Origin of the sequence: Granulicatella sp. 20925_1_45, from assembly GCF_041433555.1 — a bacterium.
Lineage (GTDB): Bacteria > Bacillota > Bacilli > Lactobacillales > Aerococcaceae > Granulicatella.
Window position 1 is genome coordinate 13,537 of record NZ_JAPWBR010000011.1, and the last position, 19,571, is coordinate 33,107.

Annotated in this window: 26 protein-coding genes; 1 reads left to right on the forward strand and 25 read right to left on the reverse strand. The window is 39.0% G+C overall.

The window, feature by feature from the left end:
* Positions 1 to 59: 59 nt before the first annotated feature.
* The 5 genes from O3798_RS04835 to O3798_RS04855 form a co-directional block, all read right to left on the reverse strand.
* Positions 60 to 1,055 (reverse strand): hypothetical protein, encoded by a 996-nt coding sequence (locus tag O3798_RS04835; RefSeq protein WP_371463699.1) that lies wholly within the window; start codon positions 1,053 to 1,055, stop codon positions 60 to 62.
* A 167-nt stretch (positions 1,056 to 1,222) separates the two neighbouring features.
* On the reverse strand, positions 1,223 to 2,935 hold the full coding sequence (locus O3798_RS04840; RefSeq protein WP_371463701.1) for a phospho-sugar mutase: 1,713 nt from the start codon (positions 2,933 to 2,935) through the stop codon (positions 1,223 to 1,225).
* An 87-nt stretch (positions 2,936 to 3,022) separates the two neighbouring features.
* Positions 3,023 to 3,955, reverse strand: a complete 933-nt coding sequence (locus O3798_RS04845; protein ID WP_371463705.1) for a LysR family transcriptional regulator — start codon at positions 3,953 to 3,955, stop codon at positions 3,023 to 3,025.
* 101 nt (positions 3,956 to 4,056) lie between these two features.
* Positions 4,057 to 5,106: a PTS sugar transporter subunit IIC gene (locus tag O3798_RS04850; protein WP_048782813.1), complete on the reverse strand. Its 1,050-nt coding sequence runs from the start codon at positions 5,104 to 5,106 to the stop codon at positions 4,057 to 4,059.
* A gap of 24 nt (positions 5,107 to 5,130) precedes the next feature.
* Positions 5,131 to 6,078 (reverse strand): 2-dehydropantoate 2-reductase, encoded by a 948-nt coding sequence (locus O3798_RS04855; RefSeq protein ID WP_371463707.1) that lies wholly within the window; start codon positions 6,076 to 6,078, stop codon positions 5,131 to 5,133.
* Positions 6,079 to 6,178: 100 nt separating this feature from the next.
* Here O3798_RS04855 and O3798_RS04860 point away from each other — a divergent pair, with 100 nt between their 5' ends.
* The gene (locus tag O3798_RS04860; protein WP_371463709.1) at positions 6,179 to 7,066 is read left to right on the forward strand and encodes a LysR family transcriptional regulator; all 888 of its coding nucleotides are present in this window, start codon (positions 6,179 to 6,181) and stop codon (positions 7,064 to 7,066) included.
* 146 nt (positions 7,067 to 7,212) lie between these two features.
* Here the strand turns inward: O3798_RS04860 and O3798_RS04865 are convergent, their stop codons facing one another.
* The 20 genes from O3798_RS04865 to O3798_RS04960 form a co-directional block, all read right to left on the reverse strand.
* Positions 7,213 to 8,457 carry an aminopeptidase gene (locus O3798_RS04865; protein ID WP_371463711.1) on the reverse strand — a complete coding sequence of 415 codons (1,245 nt, stop codon included), beginning with the start codon at positions 8,455 to 8,457 and terminating at the stop codon, positions 7,213 to 7,215.
* Positions 8,458 to 8,501: 44 nt separating this feature from the next.
* Positions 8,502 to 9,251, reverse strand: a complete 750-nt coding sequence (gene truA / locus O3798_RS04870; protein ID WP_371463713.1) for a tRNA pseudouridine(38-40) synthase TruA — start codon at positions 9,249 to 9,251, stop codon at positions 8,502 to 8,504.
* Between the two features lie 50 nt (positions 9,252 to 9,301).
* Positions 9,302 to 10,099, reverse strand: a complete 798-nt coding sequence (locus tag O3798_RS04875; RefSeq protein WP_371463715.1) for an energy-coupling factor transporter transmembrane protein EcfT — start codon at positions 10,097 to 10,099, stop codon at positions 9,302 to 9,304.
* A complete protein-coding gene (locus O3798_RS04880; protein ID WP_371463745.1) occupies positions 10,089 to 10,964 on the reverse strand; it encodes an energy-coupling factor ABC transporter ATP-binding protein in 876 nt (291 codons plus the stop codon). The genes O3798_RS04875 and O3798_RS04880 overlap by 11 nt, the downstream gene beginning before the upstream one ends.
* Positions 10,940 to 11,791: an energy-coupling factor ABC transporter ATP-binding protein gene (locus O3798_RS04885; protein WP_371463717.1), complete on the reverse strand. Its 852-nt coding sequence runs from the start codon at positions 11,789 to 11,791 to the stop codon at positions 10,940 to 10,942. The genes O3798_RS04880 and O3798_RS04885 overlap by 25 nt, the downstream gene beginning before the upstream one ends.
* Positions 11,792 to 12,030: 239 nt before the next feature.
* Entirely contained in the window at positions 12,031 to 12,411 is a 381-nt protein-coding gene (gene rplQ / locus O3798_RS04890) for a 50S ribosomal protein L17 (RefSeq protein ID WP_048782821.1), read from the reverse strand.
* Between the two features lie 31 nt (positions 12,412 to 12,442).
* Complete coding sequence (locus O3798_RS04895; RefSeq protein WP_048710324.1) at positions 12,443 to 13,390, reverse strand: DNA-directed RNA polymerase subunit alpha; 948 nt, start codon at positions 13,388 to 13,390, stop codon at positions 12,443 to 12,445.
* A gap of 69 nt (positions 13,391 to 13,459) precedes the next feature.
* Complete coding sequence (gene rpsK / locus O3798_RS04900; protein WP_005607440.1) at positions 13,460 to 13,846, reverse strand: 30S ribosomal protein S11; 387 nt, start codon at positions 13,844 to 13,846, stop codon at positions 13,460 to 13,462.
* Between the two features lie 27 nt (positions 13,847 to 13,873).
* Positions 13,874 to 14,239 carry a 30S ribosomal protein S13 gene (rpsM, locus tag O3798_RS04905; protein WP_048710330.1) on the reverse strand — a complete coding sequence of 122 codons (366 nt, stop codon included), beginning with the start codon at positions 14,237 to 14,239 and terminating at the stop codon, positions 13,874 to 13,876.
* Between the two features lie 23 nt (positions 14,240 to 14,262).
* Entirely contained in the window at positions 14,263 to 14,376 is a 114-nt protein-coding gene (rpmJ, locus tag O3798_RS04910) for a 50S ribosomal protein L36 (RefSeq protein ID WP_005607444.1), read from the reverse strand.
* 35 nt (positions 14,377 to 14,411) lie between these two features.
* The gene (gene infA / locus O3798_RS04915; RefSeq protein ID WP_005607446.1) at positions 14,412 to 14,630 is read right to left on the reverse strand and encodes a translation initiation factor IF-1; all 219 of its coding nucleotides are present in this window, start codon (positions 14,628 to 14,630) and stop codon (positions 14,412 to 14,414) included.
* Between the two features lie 117 nt (positions 14,631 to 14,747).
* Positions 14,748 to 15,401 (reverse strand): adenylate kinase, encoded by a 654-nt coding sequence (locus O3798_RS04920; RefSeq protein ID WP_048710334.1) that lies wholly within the window; start codon positions 15,399 to 15,401, stop codon positions 14,748 to 14,750.
* Between the two features lie 68 nt (positions 15,402 to 15,469).
* The gene (secY, locus tag O3798_RS04925) at positions 15,470 to 16,768 is read right to left on the reverse strand and encodes a preprotein translocase subunit SecY (protein WP_175814558.1); all 1,299 of its coding nucleotides are present in this window, start codon (positions 16,766 to 16,768) and stop codon (positions 15,470 to 15,472) included.
* The gene (rplO, locus tag O3798_RS04930; RefSeq protein WP_048710340.1) at positions 16,768 to 17,208 is read right to left on the reverse strand and encodes a 50S ribosomal protein L15; all 441 of its coding nucleotides are present in this window, start codon (positions 17,206 to 17,208) and stop codon (positions 16,768 to 16,770) included. The genes secY and rplO overlap by 1 nt, the downstream gene beginning before the upstream one ends.
* 31 nt (positions 17,209 to 17,239) lie before the next feature.
* A complete protein-coding gene (rpmD, locus tag O3798_RS04935) occupies positions 17,240 to 17,419 on the reverse strand; it encodes a 50S ribosomal protein L30 (RefSeq protein ID WP_005607451.1) in 180 nt (59 codons plus the stop codon).
* A gap of 13 nt (positions 17,420 to 17,432) precedes the next feature.
* Positions 17,433 to 17,933, reverse strand: coding sequence for a 30S ribosomal protein S5 (gene rpsE / locus O3798_RS04940; RefSeq protein WP_048710342.1), 501 nt, complete (start codon positions 17,931 to 17,933; stop codon positions 17,433 to 17,435).
* A 21-nt stretch (positions 17,934 to 17,954) separates the two neighbouring features.
* Positions 17,955 to 18,311: a 50S ribosomal protein L18 gene (gene rplR, locus O3798_RS04945; protein WP_048710346.1), complete on the reverse strand. Its 357-nt coding sequence runs from the start codon at positions 18,309 to 18,311 to the stop codon at positions 17,955 to 17,957.
* 66 nt (positions 18,312 to 18,377) lie between these two features.
* Positions 18,378 to 18,914 carry a 50S ribosomal protein L6 gene (rplF, locus tag O3798_RS04950; RefSeq protein WP_175814557.1) on the reverse strand — a complete coding sequence of 179 codons (537 nt, stop codon included), beginning with the start codon at positions 18,912 to 18,914 and terminating at the stop codon, positions 18,378 to 18,380.
* A 26-nt stretch (positions 18,915 to 18,940) separates the two neighbouring features.
* A complete protein-coding gene (gene rpsH, locus O3798_RS04955; protein ID WP_048710352.1) occupies positions 18,941 to 19,339 on the reverse strand; it encodes a 30S ribosomal protein S8 in 399 nt (132 codons plus the stop codon).
* Positions 19,340 to 19,371: 32 nt separating this feature from the next.
* Complete coding sequence (locus O3798_RS04960; protein WP_005607459.1) at positions 19,372 to 19,557, reverse strand: type Z 30S ribosomal protein S14; 186 nt, start codon at positions 19,555 to 19,557, stop codon at positions 19,372 to 19,374.
* Between the last annotated feature and the right edge of the window lie 14 nt (positions 19,558 to 19,571).

A 19,571-nucleotide genomic window follows, 5' to 3' on the forward strand; every position in this document is an offset into this window, starting at 1 on the left:
ACTGATTAATATAAGCTAGCAGACCCTCAAAAAAAATCTTTTTCAGGTAATTATCTACTTTATTCAAATTTTGCTTTATTCGCTTCGTTTGCTGGCTTCATATCGATTTGAAGAAGGTTCACTAAATTCTTATCATCGATGGTTACATTGCCTTTGTCATCCACCTTAATCGCTAAATAGTGTTCGTTTCTATCGTAATAATCCATTCCTTCTAAGTTGACATAGCCATCTCCTCTAAATCCAACGGCAGCTAAGCGGTAAATAAATTTATACAAGAGCGCTTTTGTAAAGTCTGTTTGTGCGACTTTTTGTGCTTCTTCAACAATCCCTTGAAAGAAAGCTTGATTATTTCTTTGATAACTTGCTTGTACTTCATATTGGTATAAATCAACACGTGGTGCTCTTAATTTCAAATACACGGTATCGCCTTCCACTTTATAATCTTCAAGCGTATAAGCTGCCGCTCTTCCTAAGGCATTTGTATTTACCTTTAAGTACATTGGAGCATAGACTTTAACGGGATACTTCACTCCTTGATACTCCACTTCCCCGTCATTTGTAAATGTTGGGCGTGCTTCCTTCAAGAAGTTCACCATGTAATCATTCCAAATACGTGTAAAGAATTCCTCTTGGCTTGAAGTCCCTGTTGCTTTTAGAAGCACATCAAAGTTTTCTTGGTTCACAAATACTGCATCCACGAGTTTTAATGCTTCTAGAACTTTTGTATCAGTGATGCTCTTTTTCTTTTCATTCAAGGCCTCTACTGCTTTTTGCACACCCTCCAAGTTCATCGTAACGGTTTTTCCACTATTTGATTCAACATACGTTTGTTCGTATTTTGTCAGTGGTGCAACCTTTGCATTCCAATCAAATGATGCTGCTGGACTATTAGCATCCTTTTTTGTATTAGAAGCTACCTGTGTTGTTACTTCACTTGTTGCTTCTGTTGTTTCCTTTGTTGATTCTGATGTCGATTTAGACTGAGAACATCCTGCCACTACTAGTGATAGGAGGGCTACACTCCCTGCTAAAAATCGTTTCGTTCCTTTTTTCATAAATGACTCCTCTCATCTCATATAGAGAATGTTTTCACGATCACTTTCATTCATTGTACCACAATTCTTTGAGCTTCAAAACAAATTTCCGCAAAATCCAATCATATTAACGAAACAATCGCATTAAAAAAGCACCCTCACCATCGTGAGAGTGCTCGCTTCATTGATTATTGTAATTTTTCTAAGTCGGCTTGTAAGGCTGCAACTTTTTCTTTTGCCGCTTCTTCGCTATCCGCTTTAGCACCGATGTAGAACTTGATTTTTGGTTCTGTACCACTTGGGCGAACCGCAATCCAAGATCCGTCTTCTAAGATGTATTTCAATACGTTAGAAGTTGGAAGTCCGATTTCAGAAACGACTCCGTTCGCATCTTTTTGTTCATTTACTGCGAAGTCTTGTGCTAGAGCTACTTTCAAGCCTCCAAAGCTTGTTGGAACTGAAGCGCGTAAGCCGTCTAATAAGGCTTTGATTTTTTGTGGACCTTCTAAACCAGCTACTGTTACAGAAATTGTTTTTTCTAAGAAGTAACCGTGTTTTGCATATAATGCTTGAAGTCCGTCGTATAAAGTCTTGCCTTCGTTCTTGAAGTGTGCTGCTACTTCTGTAAGTAATAACACTGCTTGAACGGCATCTTTATCACGTACGAATGATTTCACTAGGTATCCGTAGCTTTCTTCGAAACCGAACATGAAAGTATGATCTCCAGTTTCTTCGTCATGTTGGATTTGTTCTGCGATGAATTTGAATCCTGTTAATACATTCATCATTTCAGCGCCATAACTCTTAGCAACTGCTGTTGGAAGTTCGCTACTTACGATTGATTTCACGACAAGCGCATTACTTGGAAGAGTTCCTGCTTGTTGGTGAGCGTATAATAAGTAATCAACTAAGATAGCCGCGATTTGGTTTCCTGTAATCACTTGGTAGCTTCCATCTGGCAAGCGTACGGCTGCACCCATACGGTCCGCATCCGGGTCAGTCGCTAATAATACGTCAGCGCCCACTTTTTTTCCTAATTCTACCGCATATTCAAACGCGCCTGCTTCTTCAGGATTTGGAGATTTAACTGTTGAGAAATCTCCATCTGGCTTTGCTTGTTCTTCAACAATGTGCAAGCCTTTGAAGTTTGCTTGTTCTAATGCTTTTTCAACAAGCATTAAACCTGTACCGTGTAATGGTGTATAAACCACTGATAATCCTTCCACATCGCTAAGAAGTTTTGGATTTACAGAGACAGTTTTGATTTCTTTCAAGTACGCATCATCGACATCTTTTCCGATAATCTTTACACGTCCTGATGCTTCTAAAGCTTCATCATCTAACACTTCAAGTGCAAGCGGATTAGCTACTTGGCGCACATATGCTGTTAAAGCATCCGCATCTTTTGGAGGCATTTGACCGCCGTCTTCACCATAGACTTTATATCCGTTGTAAGCCGCTGGGTTATGACTCGCTGTAATCATAATTCCGGCAAATGTATGCAAGTGACGTACTGCAAATGATAATTCTGGTGTTGGGCGTAAGCTTTCAAATACATATGACTTAATTCCGTGAGTCGCTAATGTACGTGCAGACTCCATTGCGAATTCTGGTGAAAAATGACGTGAATCATAAGCAATCGCTACCCCACGTTTTTTCGCTTCTTCCCCGTAACTTTCAATTAAGCGTGATAATCCTTCTGTTGCCTGACGCACTGTATAAGTGTTCATGCGATTAATCCCAGGTCCAACAATTCCACGCATTCCCGCAGTACCAAATTCTAATGGTGTATAGAAGGCTTCCTCTTTTTGAACGTCATCCATTGATTGTAATTGCACCTTTAATCCTTCTTCTAGTGCATCAAAAGATTCCCATAGTTTTGCTGTTTCTTTCCAACTCATTTGCATCCGTCTCCTTCTACTGAGTAATAATGTCTTACTTTCTTTTATTATCTATGATTTTCCGAATAGTTTCAACCTCTTTGTGAACTAAAAATCAAGATTTTGAACTTCGAAGCCGTATTCCTGAATATGTGTTTTCAACATATGCAAGAATCGTTCTGCTTCCTTCGATAATTTTCGTTGATCGTGTTGTAAGATTCCGAGTTCCATTGTATCTTCTACGTCCAGAGGAACCGCAACAATCTTATCATCATTTAGCTTACTACTAATAATCCCTGAACTGATGGTGTATCCATTTAAACCGACCATTAGGTTAAAGATGGTCGCACGGTCACTAACCTTAATACTCTTCTTATGTTCCATCGTGCTGAGGATTTCCTCTGAGAAGTAGAATGAGTTTTCTTCCCCTTGTTCATAAGATAAATAAGGGTAGTCTTCTAACTCTTCTAATGTGATACTCTTCTTCTCTGCTAATGGATTTTGTGTGCTTAAGAACACGTGTGGTTTCGCCGTAAAGAGTGGTGTAAATACTAAGTCTTTCTCCTTGAATAATTTTTCCATGACTTTGCGGTTGAAATCATTCAAATACAAGACACCAATCTCACTCTTATAGTTCGTAATGTCTTCTAAAATGTTTTGGGTCTCCGTTTCACGAAGCGTGAATTGATATTCATCTCCTGCTTCCTTTTGAATAAAATCAACGAAGGCATGCACCACAAACGCATAGTGTTGCGCGGATACAGAGAATGTCCGTTTCCGTTTTGTTTGTCGCTTATATTTCTCTTCCATCAAATTGACTTGGTCTAACACTTGGCGAGCATAAACTAAAAACTCACGCCCTTCTCCCGTCAATGTAATTCCGGTATTCCCCCGTTGAAACAGGGTGATATCCATTTCTAATTCCAACTCACGAATGGCCTTTGATAAACTTGGTTGGCTGACATATAAGTCTTTTGCGGCTTCATTCATAGAGCCTTTTTCAACGATTTTCTCGAAATAAATTAATTGTTGAATTCTCATCCGACCACTCCCTTCTATTACGTTTATTGTACCATCTTCTAGCAAAAATAAAAATAAACTCCTCCATGCAAGTGCATGAAGGAGTCGATAGGAATTTGTTCTTATTCTTGGAATTTGAATACGACTGAAGAATCGTATAATTTAAGAACTTTTTCAAATAAAATTTTGCTTGCAATCGCTGCTGCAATTGGCACAACGAACCATACAATAGCTGCTAAGGCAACATTCAATCCAGCATCGATAGAAGCTAACGGTCCTACTAACCCTACGATACCAAACCCTGCAGATTGTGGAGTACCGCTTACTGAGAATAGCGCTACTGGAATCGCTGAAAGAATCGCTGTTGATAAACATGGAATCAAGATTACTGGGTATTTGAATAAGTTAGGCATCATTAATTTCATTGCCCCTAGAGCGATGGCTAATGTTACCCCTGATTTATTGACTTTCCATGAGTGAACCACTAATGCTACGGCTGTTGCAGCAACCCCCATAGCAGCGGCCCCGGCAGATACACCGTTTAATTGAATTGCTAACCCAATCGCTACAGTTGAGATTGGAGAAATAATTAATGTTGCGAATGAGCAGCAGATTAAGATTGACATCAAGATTGGTTGTAATGTTGTGAACTCGTTGATGACTTGACCAATGGCTGCTGTAATCATTTTAACGTATGGTAATAGTAATAATCCGATAAATGCAGATCCCACCCCAACGACGATTGGCATTGCAACAACGGCAGTTGAACCAAATTTATCTTTGATCAGCATTAACATTCCCACAGCGATACCAGCAGTGACCATTGTATTAATCAAGTCCCCTGTTCCAGCACCAACATATTTTTGAAGTTCTGCATTATACGTCACTACCCCACTGGCTACGAAGCAGGCCCCTGCAACAACCATCATCGGCATTGGTTTAAATCCGAATTGTAATGCAATTAAGCCCCCGATAATCAGTGGAGTTGCTAATTGGAAAATAACCGCGATTTGCGTAATGGTTACTGCGATTGGATATTGACTAAAATGTTTTAAAATTGCTGAAAGAACGGCATTTGGAATCAGTCCGACGATAACCCCTAGGGCTGTCCCTGCTAAGATTTTATTGATAAAAACTGAAGCCGTCATTTTTTGTTTTGCTTGTGCTTCCATAGTTTTGTCCCCCTCTAATCTGAGCTATTTAGCTCCAAGAATTTGTTCTTTACAATGAACCAATGCTGTTAAAAACTCACAATATGGTGTTGGAACGCCATATTTTTGTCCTTTACGCACTACCGCTCCGTTGATGTAGTCGATTTCTGTTAAACGATTATTTTCATTTAAGTCTTGATACATCGATGGGTGATGAAGCCCGATTGTTTCACGATTATAACAATTCGTTTCGATGAAATCTACAATTTCTGAAACATTTAACAGAATGTTTTCATTTTTTGCAACTTCTGAAAATTCTTTCACAATATTTTCAACAATCAAGTGTGCAGTCGTTGTAGAACCAAACTCATACATATTACTCATCAAGATGGTGCAAAGTCCATTCATCGTTCCATTTACACATGCTTTCTTATAAATGGCGAATAGAATATTCTCAGAGTAAGACGCATTTAAACCGCCGCTGTTCAACACCTCAACGATTTCTTCAGCATTCGCTTTTGCCTCTGGTGTATCTACTAAGTTCTTCAAAGCTACCGTTCCACTACCGAAGAGTTTGACGCGACCTGGTCCTTCCATTCCAGCCGTCCACATCGTATTTCCGATAAAGATATCTTCTTTTGGAACAAATTGTTCAATTACTTCTTCATGTCCAATTCCATTGAGTAAGCAAAGGACTCTTGTTTCATCATGAATCACTGGTTTCAAATCTGTTAGCATACCTTCTAATTGCATCGCTTTTGTAAATAAAATGATTAGGTCACTTGTCATTGCTTCTGTGACTTCACTTTGAAGCACCGCTGGTAATTTTACAACGATTTCTTCTCCATTATAGTTTGCCTTTAGTCCTTCTTTTTGAATGGCATCCACATGATCTTTCCATCCATCGACGAGGAGCACTTCATGCCCTGCTTGATGGAGCATTAACCCAAAGCGACTTCCCATAGCGCCAGCACCTGCGATTGTAATTTTCATTGTAATTCCTCCTTTATAATTAAAAAACTTATTGTTTCCGTCTTTATTCTTTGTTACAATTATTGTGTAGTATTTCACTTAAGAAAACAGGAGATGTCAAATGGATATTAAACACCTTCACTACTTCATTAGTATCGTTGACCATGGCGGATATTCCAATGCCGCTCGTAGTTTATTCATTACGCAACCGACCCTTTCTCAAACCATTAAAAAATTAGAATCCGAATTACATACTCCGCTTTTTATTCAGCAAACTAACAATAGTATTCGACTGACTGAAGCTGGACAGCTCTTATACGATAATGGTAAGAAAATCATTTCTTTGATGGAAGGGACTGTGGCTCAAATTCATGAGCTTAATCAACCTCAAAAAGAAACGATTCGAATTGGGCTACCGACACTTTTTGCGATCAAATTAATGCCTGAGTTCTCGCGGTTTATGATGTCGCATCCTTCGATTCACTTAACGATGGTACAAGGCGGTTCGCGTGAGCTTCAAACTGCACTAGTGAATGAAGAAATCGACCTTGGTGTTCTCTCATTTCCAAAGATTGAGTCTGACATTATGATTGAACCGTTCCAGCAACACTTCGTAGGTTATCACGCAAGTCTTGTCGTTCCTAAAGGGCATCCATTGGCTACAAGAGATTCCGTCACCTTTGAAGACTTAAAGGGTGAACGTTTCAGCACTCTGTCTAAACACTTTATGCTTGGAAAGTTATTACACCAACGCTCAAGATATTTTGGTTTTGAACCGAATATTGTTTATGTGGACGATAACTGGGAAGTACTCCTTGCCAGTCTTGCAACGTTTAACTCCGTTTGCATCATGGCGTTAGAGTATAAAGAATTTTACCCAGACGACAATCTTGTTTGGATTCCACTTCTGGATAAAAATGGATTTTTCCCAATCGGAGTTGCCTATCGTCCAAACGAAACATATTCGCAAAACATCTTAGAACTCATTGAATTATTACGAACTTTATAAGGATTCCTCTGTTTTCATTGTACCCTCCTTGTGAAGTTTTTACCAATTGAATTTTCTTATAGTTGTATTAGTTTTTCTTATAGAACAGCAAAAAAGGAACTTACTTTTTTTAAAGTAAGTTCCTTTCGTTTTATAGATGAATTGAACTAGATAGCCCAGTCTCCGTTACGGAAGATTGAAACAACAGTACCGTCTTCACGGATACCGTCAACGTTCATTTCTGGTCCACCGATCATGAAGTCCACGTGAACATCAGCACGGTTTAATCCAGCTTCTCTTAATTCTTCTTCAGTTTCGAAGTTTTCTCCACCTTTAACGCTTGTTGCATAAGCAGAACCGATCGCTAAGTGGTTTGATGCATTTTCATCGAATAATGTGTTGAAGAATGTGATTCCTGATTGTGAGATTGGTGATGGGTCGCTTACTAACGCAACTTCACCTAATCCAAGAGCACCATTGTTTTCGAATACTAAGTCTTTCATTACTTGGTCTCCTTTTTCAGCAGATACTTCTGTGATTTGGCCGTCTTTGAAAGTCACTTTGATGCCTTCGATAATGTTACCGTTGTAGCTCAATGGTTTTGTACTTGATACATATCCATCAGCGACGCGGAAATCAGGAGCTGAGAAGACTTCTTCTGTTGGCATGTTTGCGATGAAGTGTTCTCCTTGAGCGTTCAAGCTTCCAGCACTTTCCCAAACATGGTTTTTAGGCATTCCAAGAGTTAAGTCTGTTCCTGGTGCAGTGTAGTGTAGTTTCACGAATTGTTCTTTGTTTAAGATAGAAGCTTTAGCATCTAATTTTTCTTCATGTTCTTTCCAAGCTGCCACTGGATCATCAGCGTATACACGGCAAGTTTTGAAGATTTGATCCCATAATAAATCTACTGCTTCTTCGTCAGTTGCAGCATTAGGGAAAACTTTCTTCGCCCATTCTTTACCTGCAGCAGCTGCTACAGTCCAGCTCACTTTGTTGGCTTGTGTTGCTGTACGTAATGGTTTTAATGCAAGGCTTAATGCTTTTGTTGATTTTTGAAGACGTTCTGCTGATACTCCAGCGAATGCATCTGGGTCAGCTGAGCGAACGTTTAAGCGGCTTGCTTTCTTCTCTAATAAGTAGTTCATTTCTGCTACACGGTATTCTGGAACGTTTGTGATACGGTCTTCTGCAGCGTGTAATAAGCGTTCACGGCCTACGAAATCGTCTGCCCATGATACGATTACTTCGCTTGCTCCGTGTGCATAAGCTTCTTTTACTAATAAACGAGCTAAAGGTGCTTGGTCTACGTCAATCACAATATTCACTGTGTGACCTGGTTGCACGTTAATCCCTGTTGAGATTAATAATTTAGCGTATTTTTCTAAGTTTTTGTCGAAATCTTTTAATACCATATTGACACTCCTTTTAAAATAACTATCTTCATCCTATCATATTTCTAGTTGAAATTCTTATAAAACACTTCATCTAGGTATAAACCATGAGCAGGAGCTGTTGGTCCTGCCGCATTTCGATCCATCGCTTCTAGAATTTGCTTCATCTCTTCTACTTCCCGTAAGCCGTCTCCAATTTGAAGCGCCGTTCCAACTAAAATGCGAACCATATTGTAAAGGAAACCTTTACCCTCAAAAGTGAAAATTAATTCATCACCGTTTCTCTTCACTTCTGCTTTCGTCACAACGCGAACTTTGGAGTCTTTATCGCTTTTTGTCGAACAAAAACTTGTAAAATCATGTTCTCCAATCACTGCTTCAAAAGCCTTGTTGATGCGGTCTACATCCGTTTTGAATGGGTGATGCAGCTCATACTGACGACGAAACGGGCTCTGTATAGCAGCAGTCGTTACTTTATAGATGTATCGTTTCCCTGTCACACTATAGCGCGCGTGGAAGTCTTCTGACACTGCCTCGGCCGAGACAATCCGAATTGACGTCGGTAATAAACTATTCATCGCACGAACAAGAGATACTGCTTCGATAGCTTTGGGATAGTCGATATGAACGACTTGTCCGTTGGCATGCACCCCAGAGTCTGTACGACCAGAGCCACTAACAGGAATATATTGGCCCTTTGTCATCTTCTTCAGCGCTTTATTCAGTTCTGCTTGAATGCTATTCCCATTCTCTTGCACTTGAAATCCAACATACGGCGTACCATCATATTGAATGACGAGTTTATATCGCTGCATCCTTTTCCCTTCTTTCAAAAAAGAGCTTGACAAGTCAAGCTCCTTATTTTTTATGCTTTTAATACAAATAATAAAATCGTTACGGCCACAAGGGATAATCCCGCAATGGCATCACGCATTTCATAGTTTAGAACACGGTACTTACTGCGTCCGTCTCCGCCTTGGTATCCACGTGCTTCCATGGCTGTTGCCAAGTCTTCGGCACGGTTTAATGAACTAACAAACAGCGGAATTAAGATTGGGATAATCGCCTTCATTTGTTCGAATAGATTTCCTTCTCCAAAATCAACCCCACGAGCCCGTTGCGCGTTCATAATTTTTTGTGCTTCGTCCATTAATGTTGGTACAAAACGCAGTGCAATAGATAACATTAATGCCACTTCATGCACTGGGAATTTCACAACCGCTAATGGCCTCATTACAGCTTCAATTGCATCTGTTAATTGCAATGGCGCAGTTGTTAGTGTTAATAGCGTTGAAAACGAGATAATTAATACGAATCGTAAGAAGATGAATACCGCATTAATAAGCCCCTCAGATGTTACTTGAATGAATCCCCATTGGAAGTAGACGTCTCCACCACTTGTAAATAAGATTTGGAGCGCTACCGTAAAGAGAATCACCCAAATTAACGGTTTAATCCCTTTCCAGAAGAAACCTAATGGAATCTTCGATAAGAGTAAAGCAATCAGTGTATAGGCGATTAATAAGCCATATGTCACCCAGTTATTCGCTAAGAAGATGACTAACACGAATGCAAATGTTCCAATTAATTTTGTTCTTGGATCGAGTTTATGAATCCATGAATCGCCTTGTAAGTAGCGACCTAAAATAAGTTTATCGAGCACTTGTGTCACCTCCGTTTTTCGAATGTGAAACAAGTAAGTCTGCTAAAGCGTCAAGGTTCATTGGACGAGCGTCTGTTTGGAATCCTTTTGCTTTTAGCTTTTCAACAAACTGAACAGTCGAAGGCAAGCCTAGTTGTTTTTCTTGTAACCAAGCAGCATCCGCAAACACTTCTTCAGGAGTCCCTGTTTTTACCACAGTTCCCTTTTCACACACAATGACGTAATCCGCATAATCGCTAACGTCATTCATTTGGTGTGTTACAAGGACGATTGTAATGCCTTTTTCGCGTTGGAGTTGCGCAAACATCTCCATCATCTCAAAGCGTCCTTTAGGATCTAATCCCGCTGTTGGTTCGTCTAAGACTAATACTTCTGGTTGCATCGCTAACACGCCAGCAATCGCTACACGACGCATTTGTCCCCCAGATAAATCAAATGGTGACTTATGTAAAACCTCTTCAGGAAGTCCCACAATCTTTAGCGTTTCTTTCGCTAGCTGGTTTGCTTCTTCTTCACTTGCTCCGAAGTTCTTTGGCCCAAAAGCAATATCTTTTTCAACCGTTTCTTCGAAGAGTTGTGATTCTGGAAATTGGAATACGATACCGACTTTTTGGCGCAGTGGCTTCAAGTCTTTATTGCTCGTTTCAGAATCAACTACACGGTCGCCAAGTGTTACCGTACCCGATGTTGGTTTCAGTAACGCATTTAAGTGTTGTAAAATAGTCGATTTCCCAGAACCTGTATGTCCGATGATAGCCGTGTACTTTCCTGATGGAATATTGAAGTTCACATCAAATAGCGCACGTGTTTCAAAAGGTGTGTTTGCTTGGTATGCGAAATTTACTTCGTTAAAACGGATGTCCATAACCATTCCACCAACCCTTCTTCATCAAGATACGCTTCAGGAACTTCCATCCCTTTTTCGCGAAGTACTTCGATTAATTTCTCAGCAAACGGCACATCGAGTCCCTTTTCAACAAGCTTCGTACCTAATTTGAAGATCTCTTCAGGAGTTCCGATTTGTTGAATTTGACCTTGTTCCATTAACACAATACGGTCTGCTTGTGCTGCTTCATCTAAATCATGTGTAATCGAAATGACCGTAATATTTTTTTCTTTGTGTAATTTTTGAATCGTGCCGATAACTTCCATGCGTCCTTTAGGATCTAGCATCGAAGTGGCTTCGTCAAGAATAATGACAGAAGGTTCTAGGGCTGTTACACCAGCAATCGCCACACGTTGCTTTTGACCTCCTGATAGTCGTGCAGGTTCCTTCGTTCTGAAGTCACTCATTTTCACCATTTCAAGAACGCGTGTCACACGCTCTAACATTTCTTCTCGAGGGAGTCCGATATTTTCTAATCCGAAGGCAATGTCATCCTCCACCGTTGTCCCAACAAATTGGTTGTCTGGATTTTGGAAGACCATCCCTACTGCGCGTCTAGCGTCATATACAGTCTCGTCATTTAAAACAACACCATTAATCAGAACTTCTCCGCTACCTGCTTCGATAAGCCCATTCATGACTTTGGCTAATGTTGATTTCCCTGATCCATTATGCCCGATGATGGCTAACCATTCACCGCGTTCGACCTTTAAAGATACTCCAGCCAACGCTTCACGCTCATCCTCTTCATGATAACGATAATGGATGTTATTTAACTCAATAATTGTTGATTGCAACGGGGACACCCCTTTCCCTTTTCCTATGTATGTATAAAAATATGTATAAATAAAAAAACACACTTTTTCATGATGAAGTGCTCCCCCGCCAAAAACTTGGCGGGAAAACAACGAGCTAGACTAAATAATCTGAGAAAGAATAAGGCTACCTGTTCAGTAGCCCCAGACTTTCCATCTTAATAAGCAAGATGATTATTACCATCATGACGCTCTTTTCAACCATCGAAAAGTGTTCGATTGAATGTTTATTAAACTAATTCAATGATAACCATTGGTGCAGCATCGCCACGACGAGGTTCAGTTTTAAGAATACGAGTGTATCCACCTTGACGTTCGCTGTAACGTGATGCTAAATCATTAAATAATTTTTGTAACGCTGTTTCAACAACGATTGATTCGCCTTCTTCACGAACATCTGCTACTTCGTTACGTACAAATGCAGCTGCTTGACGGCGAGCATGTAAGTCACCACGTTTACCTAAAGTAATCATTTTTTCTACAGTAGAACGGATTTCTTTAGCACGAGCTTCAGTTGTAACGATACGTTCGTTAATAATTAAGTCAGTTGTCAAGTCACGTAATAACGCTTTACGTTGTGAACTTGTACGTCCTAATTTACGATAAGCCATTTTTAATATTCCTCCTTCTTAAGAGTTTCTATTAGTCTTCACGACGTAAGTCTAAATTTAAATCGATTAATTTTTGTTTCACTTCTTCAAGCGATTTACGACCTAAGTTACGTACTTTGATCATTTCCGCTTCAGACTTGCTTGTTAATTCATGTACTGTGTTAATTCCAGCACGTTTTAAGCAGTTATATGAACGAACTGATAAATCTAGTTCTTCAATAGTCATTTCAAGAAGACGTTCTTTTTGAGTTTCTTCTTTTTCGACCATGATTTCCATAGGATGTGCTTCATTTGTTAAATTAACAAAGATATTTAAGTGCTCAGTTAAGATACGAGCCGCTAAACTAACAGCATCTTGAGGAGCGATTGAACCATCTGTCCATACATCAAGAGTTAGTTTATCATAAATATTTTTTTGACCAATACGAGTGTTTTCGACTTGGTAGTTCACTTTACTAATCGGAGTATAAATAGAATCAATTGGGATTACACCAATTGGCATATTATCAGATTTATTGTAGTCAGAGCGAACATATCCACGACCATTTTTAGCATTCATACGAACATGGAAGTGATATCCTTCAGCTACTGTACAGATATATAAATCAGGGTTTAGAACTTGAATGTCGCTATCATGTTTGATATCGCCTGCAGTTACTACCGCTGGACCTTTAACATCAATTTCTAATACTTTATTTTCATCTTCAGTGAAAGACTTCAATGCAATTTTTTTAATGTTTAAAATGATTGCAGCTACGTCTTCAACCACGCCATCTATTGTTGAAAATTCATGTAAAACGCCATCCATTTGGATATCTGTTACTGCAGTACCAGGGAGTGACGATAATAAGATTCGGCGTAATGAGTTCCCTAAGGTAGTACCATAACCGCGTTCAAGTGGCTCAACAACGAATTTACCAAACTTTGCATCTTCGCTGATTTCGATCGTTTCAATTTTTGGTTTTTCAATTTCGATCATGTTTTTTACCCCTTTCAAAACGTACGTTCAATGTGCGATTGTCCGACAAAATTCAACAATAACAATCCATTACACACGACGGCGTTTTGGAGGACGACATCCATTATGAGGGATTGGTGTTACGTCACGAATTGCTGTCACTTCTAATCCAGTAGCTTGTAATGAACGAATAGCAGCTTCACGACCTGAACCAGGACCTTTAACAGAAACTTCTACAGTTTTCATTCCATGCTCCATTGAACCTTTTGCAGCAGATTCAGCAGCCATTTGAGCAGCAAATGGTGTTGATTTTTTAGAACCTTTAAATCCTAAAGCACCTGCAGAAGACCATGAAACAGCATTACCATGAACGTCTGTAATCATAACAATTGTATTATTAAATGTTGAACGGATGTGTGCTACACCAGATTCAATATTCTTTTTCACGCGGCGTTTGCGTACAACTTTCTTTGCCATGAAGAATTAACCTCCTTCTTCTCTAAATTATTTTTTCTTACCTGCAATAGCCTTAGCTGGGCCTTTACGAGTACGAGCATTATTTTTTGTGTTTTGACCACGAACTGGTAAACCACGACGGTGGCGAACTCCACGGTATGAACCAATTTCCATCAAGCGTTTGATGTTTAAGTTCACTTCACGACGTAAGTCACCTTCAATTTTTAGTTTATCCACTTCAGCACGGATACGGTCTAACTCATCGTTCGATAAATCGCGAACACGAGTATCTTCACTAACGTTAGCAGCTGCTAAGATTTGTTTTGAAGTAGTAATACCGATACCGTAAATATAGGTTAAAGAAATAACAACACGTTTTTCACGTGGAATATCCACACCTGCAATACGAGCCATACTAATGAGTACCTCCTTATATATTATCCTTGACGTTGTTTATGTTTGGGATTTTGACAAATCACCATAACTTTACCATTGCGTTTAATTACTTTACATTTTTCGCAAATTGGTTTTACTGATGCTCTAACTTTCATTTAAGTTCCCTCCTCTATTTCATTAACGGAGTCCATTATTTAAAGCGATACGTGATTCTTCCGCGCGTTAAGTCGTACGGTGATAATTCAACCGTTACTTTATCGCCCGGTAAAATTTTAATGTAGTGCATCCGGATTTTTCCAGATACATGCGCTAAAACCTCATGACCGTTTTCAAGTTCGACCTTGAACATCGCATTCGGTAATGTTTCATTAACAATACCTTCAATTTCAATTACGTCTTCCTTTGCCATGTCTCATCCTCCTTACTTGTAAAAAGTTTTTACGGATTATTTGACGGACTTCTACCGTTATCTAACTTTCTAAGTATACCATTTTAGCTACCATAATTGCAAGATAACAGGCAGTTCCTAGCGAGGTTCGCCCATAATTGATTGAATTGTTTTGAAGAGATTGTCAATGCCGCTTTCTCCATCAACATTACGTAATAAGCCTTTTGCATTATAGTAGTTTAAGATTGGTTTTGATTGTTCAATGTTAATTTGAATTCGATTTTCCACTGTTTCAGGTTTGTCGTCTTCACGTTGATAGAAATCATGAGAACCACAACGATCACATGTACCTTCTACTTTAGGTGGATTATTTGTTTTGTGGTAAGTTGCACCACAGTTACGACAAATAATTCTTCCTGTTAGACGTTGCATTAAGATTTCTGGGTTCACTTCGATGTTAATTACTGCATCGATTGAGCGGTTTAATTCCGCTAAGATTTTATCAAGTGCTTCCGCTTGTGCTTGAGTACGTGGGAAACCGTCCAATAAGAATCCTTTTTCTGTATCGGCTTGTTGTAAACGTTCCTTTACAATGCCGTTTGTTACTTCATCAGGTACTAATTCGCCTTTATCCATGAATGATTTAGCTTTTAGACCTAATTCAGTTTCTTGTTGCATAGCAGCACGGAACATATCTCCTGTTGAAATATGTGGAATTCCGTATGTAGCAACGATTTTTTCTGCTTGAGTACCTTTACCTGCACCAGGTAAACCCATTAAGATAATGTTCATAGTTGCCTCCTAGAATCATAACTGAAGAACTGACAAAACGCATTGCTGCATCTTGTCAATTTCTCCCATTATTCCTCAATAAATCCTTTATACTTACGTTTGATTGTACGTCCTTCAATTTGTCGGCTTAACTCTAACGCTACCCCAACAACGATTAGAAGGTTTGTACCACCAAGCATCAATCCTCGTGGTAAGTTCCATAATGCTGAAGCTACCATCGGAAGAATTGAAATACCACCAAGATAAAGAGCACCAACTGTACTTAATCGTAGTAAAGTACCTGAAACAAATTGTTCTGTATCTTTACCAGGACGGACACTTAAAATATATCCGCTTGATTTTTGTAAGTTTTCTGCTACTTTCTCTGGGTTTACTTGAACGAAAGCATAGAAAAATGTAAATACAACAATTAACACTGTGTATAATGTTGCACCAGCAGGTTTTGAAAAATCAAAAATGTTAGTGGCAAGTTGGTACCAGCCAGATTCACTATGATCTTTTGCATACAAACTTAAAATAGTTGATGGCAATGTCATAAATGAACTAGCGAAGATAACCGGAATTACCCCTGCAGAGTTGATTTTTAAAGGTAACCAAGATGTTTCACTTGAACCAGTTGCACGTTTTGAGTATGAGATTGGTAAGCGACGTTGCGCTTGTTCAATATATACTACTAACATAACGACTAAAACAATCGCTACGATTAATGCAACTGTGAATCCTACTGCACGATAAAAGTCAGTGTCTGTACGACCTTGAATTTGATTTACATAGAATTCATAAATATCATGTGGCATTCTTGCTACAATACCTGCGAAGATTAGAACGGAAACCCCGTTACCAATCCCCTTAACGGTAATCATATCTCCCAACCATGTTAGGAACATGGAACCAGCTGTTAACACAAGTGCAATCATTAAGAATGTTTTGATCCCTGGGTTGTTAATTAACCCATAGTTTGACCAAACATTAAATCCAAAAGAAATTGCATAAGCTTGGAAAAATCCAATTAAAATTGTTAAATAACGTGTTGCCGAATTTAATTTACGACGACCAACTTCCCCTTGTTTAGACCACTCAACAAACGTTGGTAGAATATCCATTTGTAACAATTGGACAACAATGGATGCAGTGATATAAGGCGAAACTCCCATTGAGAACAATGAGAAGTTCGATAAAGCCCCACCACTAAATGTATTTAACAATCCGAAAATTCCTGTAGTTGCAAATGTCTGAATCGCTCCAGCATTTACACCAGGAACAGTAACTTGTGATCCAATACGAAAGATAATTAGAATCGACAATGTAAATAACAGACGTTTTCTAATATCTTTCATTTGAACAGCATTCTTTAGTAGAGTGAACATTAAATCACCTCTACAGTTCCACCTGCAGCTTCAATAGCTTCTTTTGCTGCTTGCGAGAATTTATTTGCTTTTACAGTTAACTTGCGTTCAAGTTTACCATTAGCTAACACTTTGATACCGTCTTTTTCGTTTTTAACGATACCAGCCTCAACTAGTACAGCCGCAGTTACTTCTTGACCATCTTCAAAACGGTTTAATGTTCCAAGATTTACAACTGCATATTCTTTACGATTAATATTTTGGAAACCACGTTTTGGAATACGACGGAATAATGGAGTTTGTCCACCTTCGAATCCTAATCTAACGCCACCGCCTGAACGAGCTTTTTGTCCTTTGCTTCCGCGTCCAGCAGTTTTACCATTTCCTGAACCTTGACCTCTACCAACACGGTTACGTTCTTTACGTGAACCTTCAGCTGGTTGTAATTCATGAAGTTTCATGTTCCGGGCACCTCCTCTTATAAGTTTTAAATTAAACTTCCTCAACATCCACTAAATGTGAAACTGTGTTAACCATGCCTTTGATAGCTACGTTAGCTGGTTTAACAACTGTTGAACGAATTTTTGTTAAGCCTAATGCTTTACAAGTATCGATTTGGTTTTGAGGACGTCCAATCAAGCTTTTCTTTAAAGTAATCTTTAATTCTGCCATTTTAATGTCCTCCTTATCCTAAAAGTTCTTCAACTGATTTGCCACGTAATGCAGCAACATCTTCAACACGTTTTAATTGTTTTAATCCTTCGATTGTAGCACGAACCATGTTAACTGGTGTGTTTGAACCTAAAGATTTTGAAGTTACGTCTGAAATACCTGCTAATTCAACAACGGCACGAACTGGTCCACCTGCTGCAATTCCTGAACCGGCTTGAGCTGGTTTTAACAATACGTTACCACCGCAGAAGCGACCGATAACTTCGTGAGGAATTGTAGAACCACTAGTTGGAACTTCAATAAGGTTTTTCTTAGCATCTTCAATAGCTTTACGAATAGCTTCTGGTACTTCTTGAGCTTTACCAGTACCGAAACCAACATGTCCATTATGGTCACCGACAACTACTAAAGCAGCAAAACGTAAACGACGTCCACCTTTTACAACTTTTGTAACGCGGTTAATCGCAACAACACGATCTTCTAATTCTAAGTTTCTTGCATCAATATTAACCATGAAATGTGGATCCTCCTTTTCCTAGAATACTAGTCCATTTTCACGTGCAGCTTCAGCTAAAGCTTTTACACGTCCATGGTATAAGTATCCACCACGGTCAAAGACTACTTCTTTAATATTTTTTTCAAGTCCGCGTTCTGCAATTAATTTACCTACAGCAGAAGCTTCCTCAGTTTTTGTTCCGTTTTCTACATTAGTATCTAAAGTAGAGGCACTTGCTAGCGTCACACCCGCTACGTCATCAATTAATTGAGCGTAGATGTTTTTGTTAGAACGAAAAACGTTCAAGCGTGGGCACTCAGCAGTACCAGAGATTTTACGACGAACACGTGCGTGACGAGTTTGACGCACTTTATTTTTGTCTGGTTTTGTAATCACAATTTTCACCTCTTATTAATTAATCATGCTGCGATAAGCGCAACAAAAGGTAAATAATCGCTAAAATTATTTACCTGTTTTACCTTCTTTACGACGTACAAATTCATCAACGTAACGAATTCCTTTACCTTTATAAGGTTCTGGAGGACGTACGCCACGAATGTTAGCAGCTAATTCGCCAACTTTTTGTTTGTCATAACCTTTAACGATTACTTTTGTATTTGAAGGAACTTCGATTTCGATACCTTCTTCTGGAGTGAACTCCACTGGATGAGAATATCCAACGTTTAATACAAGTTTTTTACCTTGTAATTGAGCACGATATCCAACCCCGATTAATTCCAATTCTTTTTGGAATCCTTCAGTAACACCAACTACCATGTTGTTGAATACTGCGCGAGTTGTTCCGTGGATTGTTTTGTTTTCTTTTGAATCATCTGGACGAGTGAATACTACTTCACCTTCGCGTTGTTCTAAAGAAATGTTTTGGTTAAATGTATAACTTAATTCACCTTTAGGACCTTTAACAGTAACTGTGTTGTCCTTTAAGTCTACTGTTACTCCAGCTGGAATAACGACTGGTTTATTACCGATACGGCTCACTTGGCTGCACCTCCTTGTTTTCTAGATTACCAAACGTATGCTAGAATTTCTCCACCTACGTTTTTAGCTCTTGCTTCTTTGTCTGTAATAACACCTTCTGATGTTGATACAATAGCGATTCCTAAACCGTTCAATACTTTAGGAACTTCACCTGTTTTAGCATAAACACGTAAACCAGGTTTAGAAATACGTTTCAATCCTGTAATTACACGTTCGTTATTTTTTCCATATTTCAAGAACACTTTCATGATGCCTTGTTTACCATCTTCTTCAACTGAGAAGTCTTTGATGAATCCTTCAGATTTTAAGATGTTTGCAATAGCAACTTTCATGTTTGATGACGGAACTTCTAGTGATTCGTGACGAACCATGTTCGCGTTACGAATACGAGTTAAGAAATCCGCGATTGGATCTGTCATAACCATTAATGAGTACCTCCTTTATCAAGTAGTAATGATTACCAACTTGCTTTCTTCATTCCTGGGATTTGCCCTTTATAGGCAAGCTCACGTAAACAAATACGGCAAAGTTTGAATTTACGATAAACTGAATGTGGTCGACCACAACGTTCACAACGAGTATATTCTTGAGTTGAATATTTTTTTGGACGTTTGTTCTTTGCGATCATTGATTTTTTAGCCAAACTACTCGCCTCCT

Bases quoted from the DNA above. Each gene is read 5' to 3' on its own strand.
- O3798_RS04835 (WP_371463699.1), bottom strand. From the start codon at position 1,055: ATGAAAAAAGGAACGAAACGATTTTTAGCAGGGAGTGTAGCCCTCCTA.
- O3798_RS04840 (WP_371463701.1), bottom strand. From the start codon at position 2,935: ATGAGTTGGAAAGAAACAGCAAAACTATGGGAATCTTTTGATGCACTA.
- O3798_RS04845 (WP_371463705.1), bottom strand. From the start codon at position 3,955: ATGAGAATTCAACAATTAATTTATTTCGAGAAAATCGTTGAAAAAGGC.
- O3798_RS04850 (WP_048782813.1), bottom strand. From the start codon at position 5,106: ATGGAAGCACAAGCAAAACAAAAAATGACGGCTTCAGTTTTTATCAAT.
- O3798_RS04855 (WP_371463707.1), bottom strand. From the start codon at position 6,078: ATGAAAATTACAATCGCAGGTGCTGGCGCTATGGGAAGTCGCTTTGGG.
- O3798_RS04860 (WP_371463709.1), top strand. From the start codon at position 6,179: ATGGATATTAAACACCTTCACTACTTCATTAGTATCGTTGACCATGGC.
- O3798_RS04865 (WP_371463711.1), bottom strand. From the start codon at position 8,457: ATGGTATTAAAAGATTTCGACAAAAACTTAGAAAAATACGCTAAATTA.
- truA (WP_371463713.1), bottom strand. From the start codon at position 9,251: ATGCAGCGATATAAACTCGTCATTCAATATGATGGTACGCCGTATGTT.
- O3798_RS04880 (WP_371463745.1), bottom strand. From the start codon at position 10,964: ATGGACATCCGTTTTAACGAAGTAAATTTCGCATACCAAGCAAACACA.
- rplQ (WP_048782821.1), bottom strand. From the start codon at position 12,411: ATGGCTTATCGTAAATTAGGACGTACAAGTTCACAACGTAAAGCGTTA.
- O3798_RS04895 (WP_048710324.1), bottom strand. From the start codon at position 13,390: ATGATCGAAATTGAAAAACCAAAAATTGAAACGATCGAAATCAGCGAA.
- rpsK (WP_005607440.1), bottom strand. From the start codon at position 13,846: ATGGCAAAGAAAGTTGTACGCAAACGCCGCGTGAAAAAGAATATTGAA.
- rpsM (WP_048710330.1), bottom strand. From the start codon at position 14,239: ATGGCTCGTATTGCAGGTGTGGATATTCCACGTGAAAAACGTGTTGTT.
- rpmJ (WP_005607444.1), bottom strand. From the start codon at position 14,376: ATGAAAGTTAGAGCATCAGTAAAACCAATTTGCGAAAAATGTAAAGTA.
- infA (WP_005607446.1), bottom strand. From the start codon at position 14,630: ATGGCAAAGGAAGACGTAATTGAAATTGAAGGTATTGTTAATGAAACA.
- O3798_RS04920 (WP_048710334.1), bottom strand. From the start codon at position 15,401: ATGAACATTATCTTAATGGGTTTACCTGGTGCAGGTAAAGGTACTCAA.
- secY (WP_175814558.1), bottom strand. From the start codon at position 16,768: ATGTTCACTCTACTAAAGAATGCTGTTCAAATGAAAGATATTAGAAAA.
- rplO (WP_048710340.1), bottom strand. From the start codon at position 17,208: ATGAAACTTCATGAATTACAACCAGCTGAAGGTTCACGTAAAGAACGT.
- rpmD (WP_005607451.1), bottom strand. From the start codon at position 17,419: ATGGCAGAATTAAAGATTACTTTAAAGAAAAGCTTGATTGGACGTCCT.
- rpsE (WP_048710342.1), bottom strand. From the start codon at position 17,933: ATGGTTAATATTGATGCAAGAAACTTAGAATTAGAAGATCGTGTTGTT.
- rpsH (WP_048710352.1), bottom strand. From the start codon at position 19,339: ATGGTTATGACAGATCCAATCGCGGATTTCTTAACTCGTATTCGTAAC.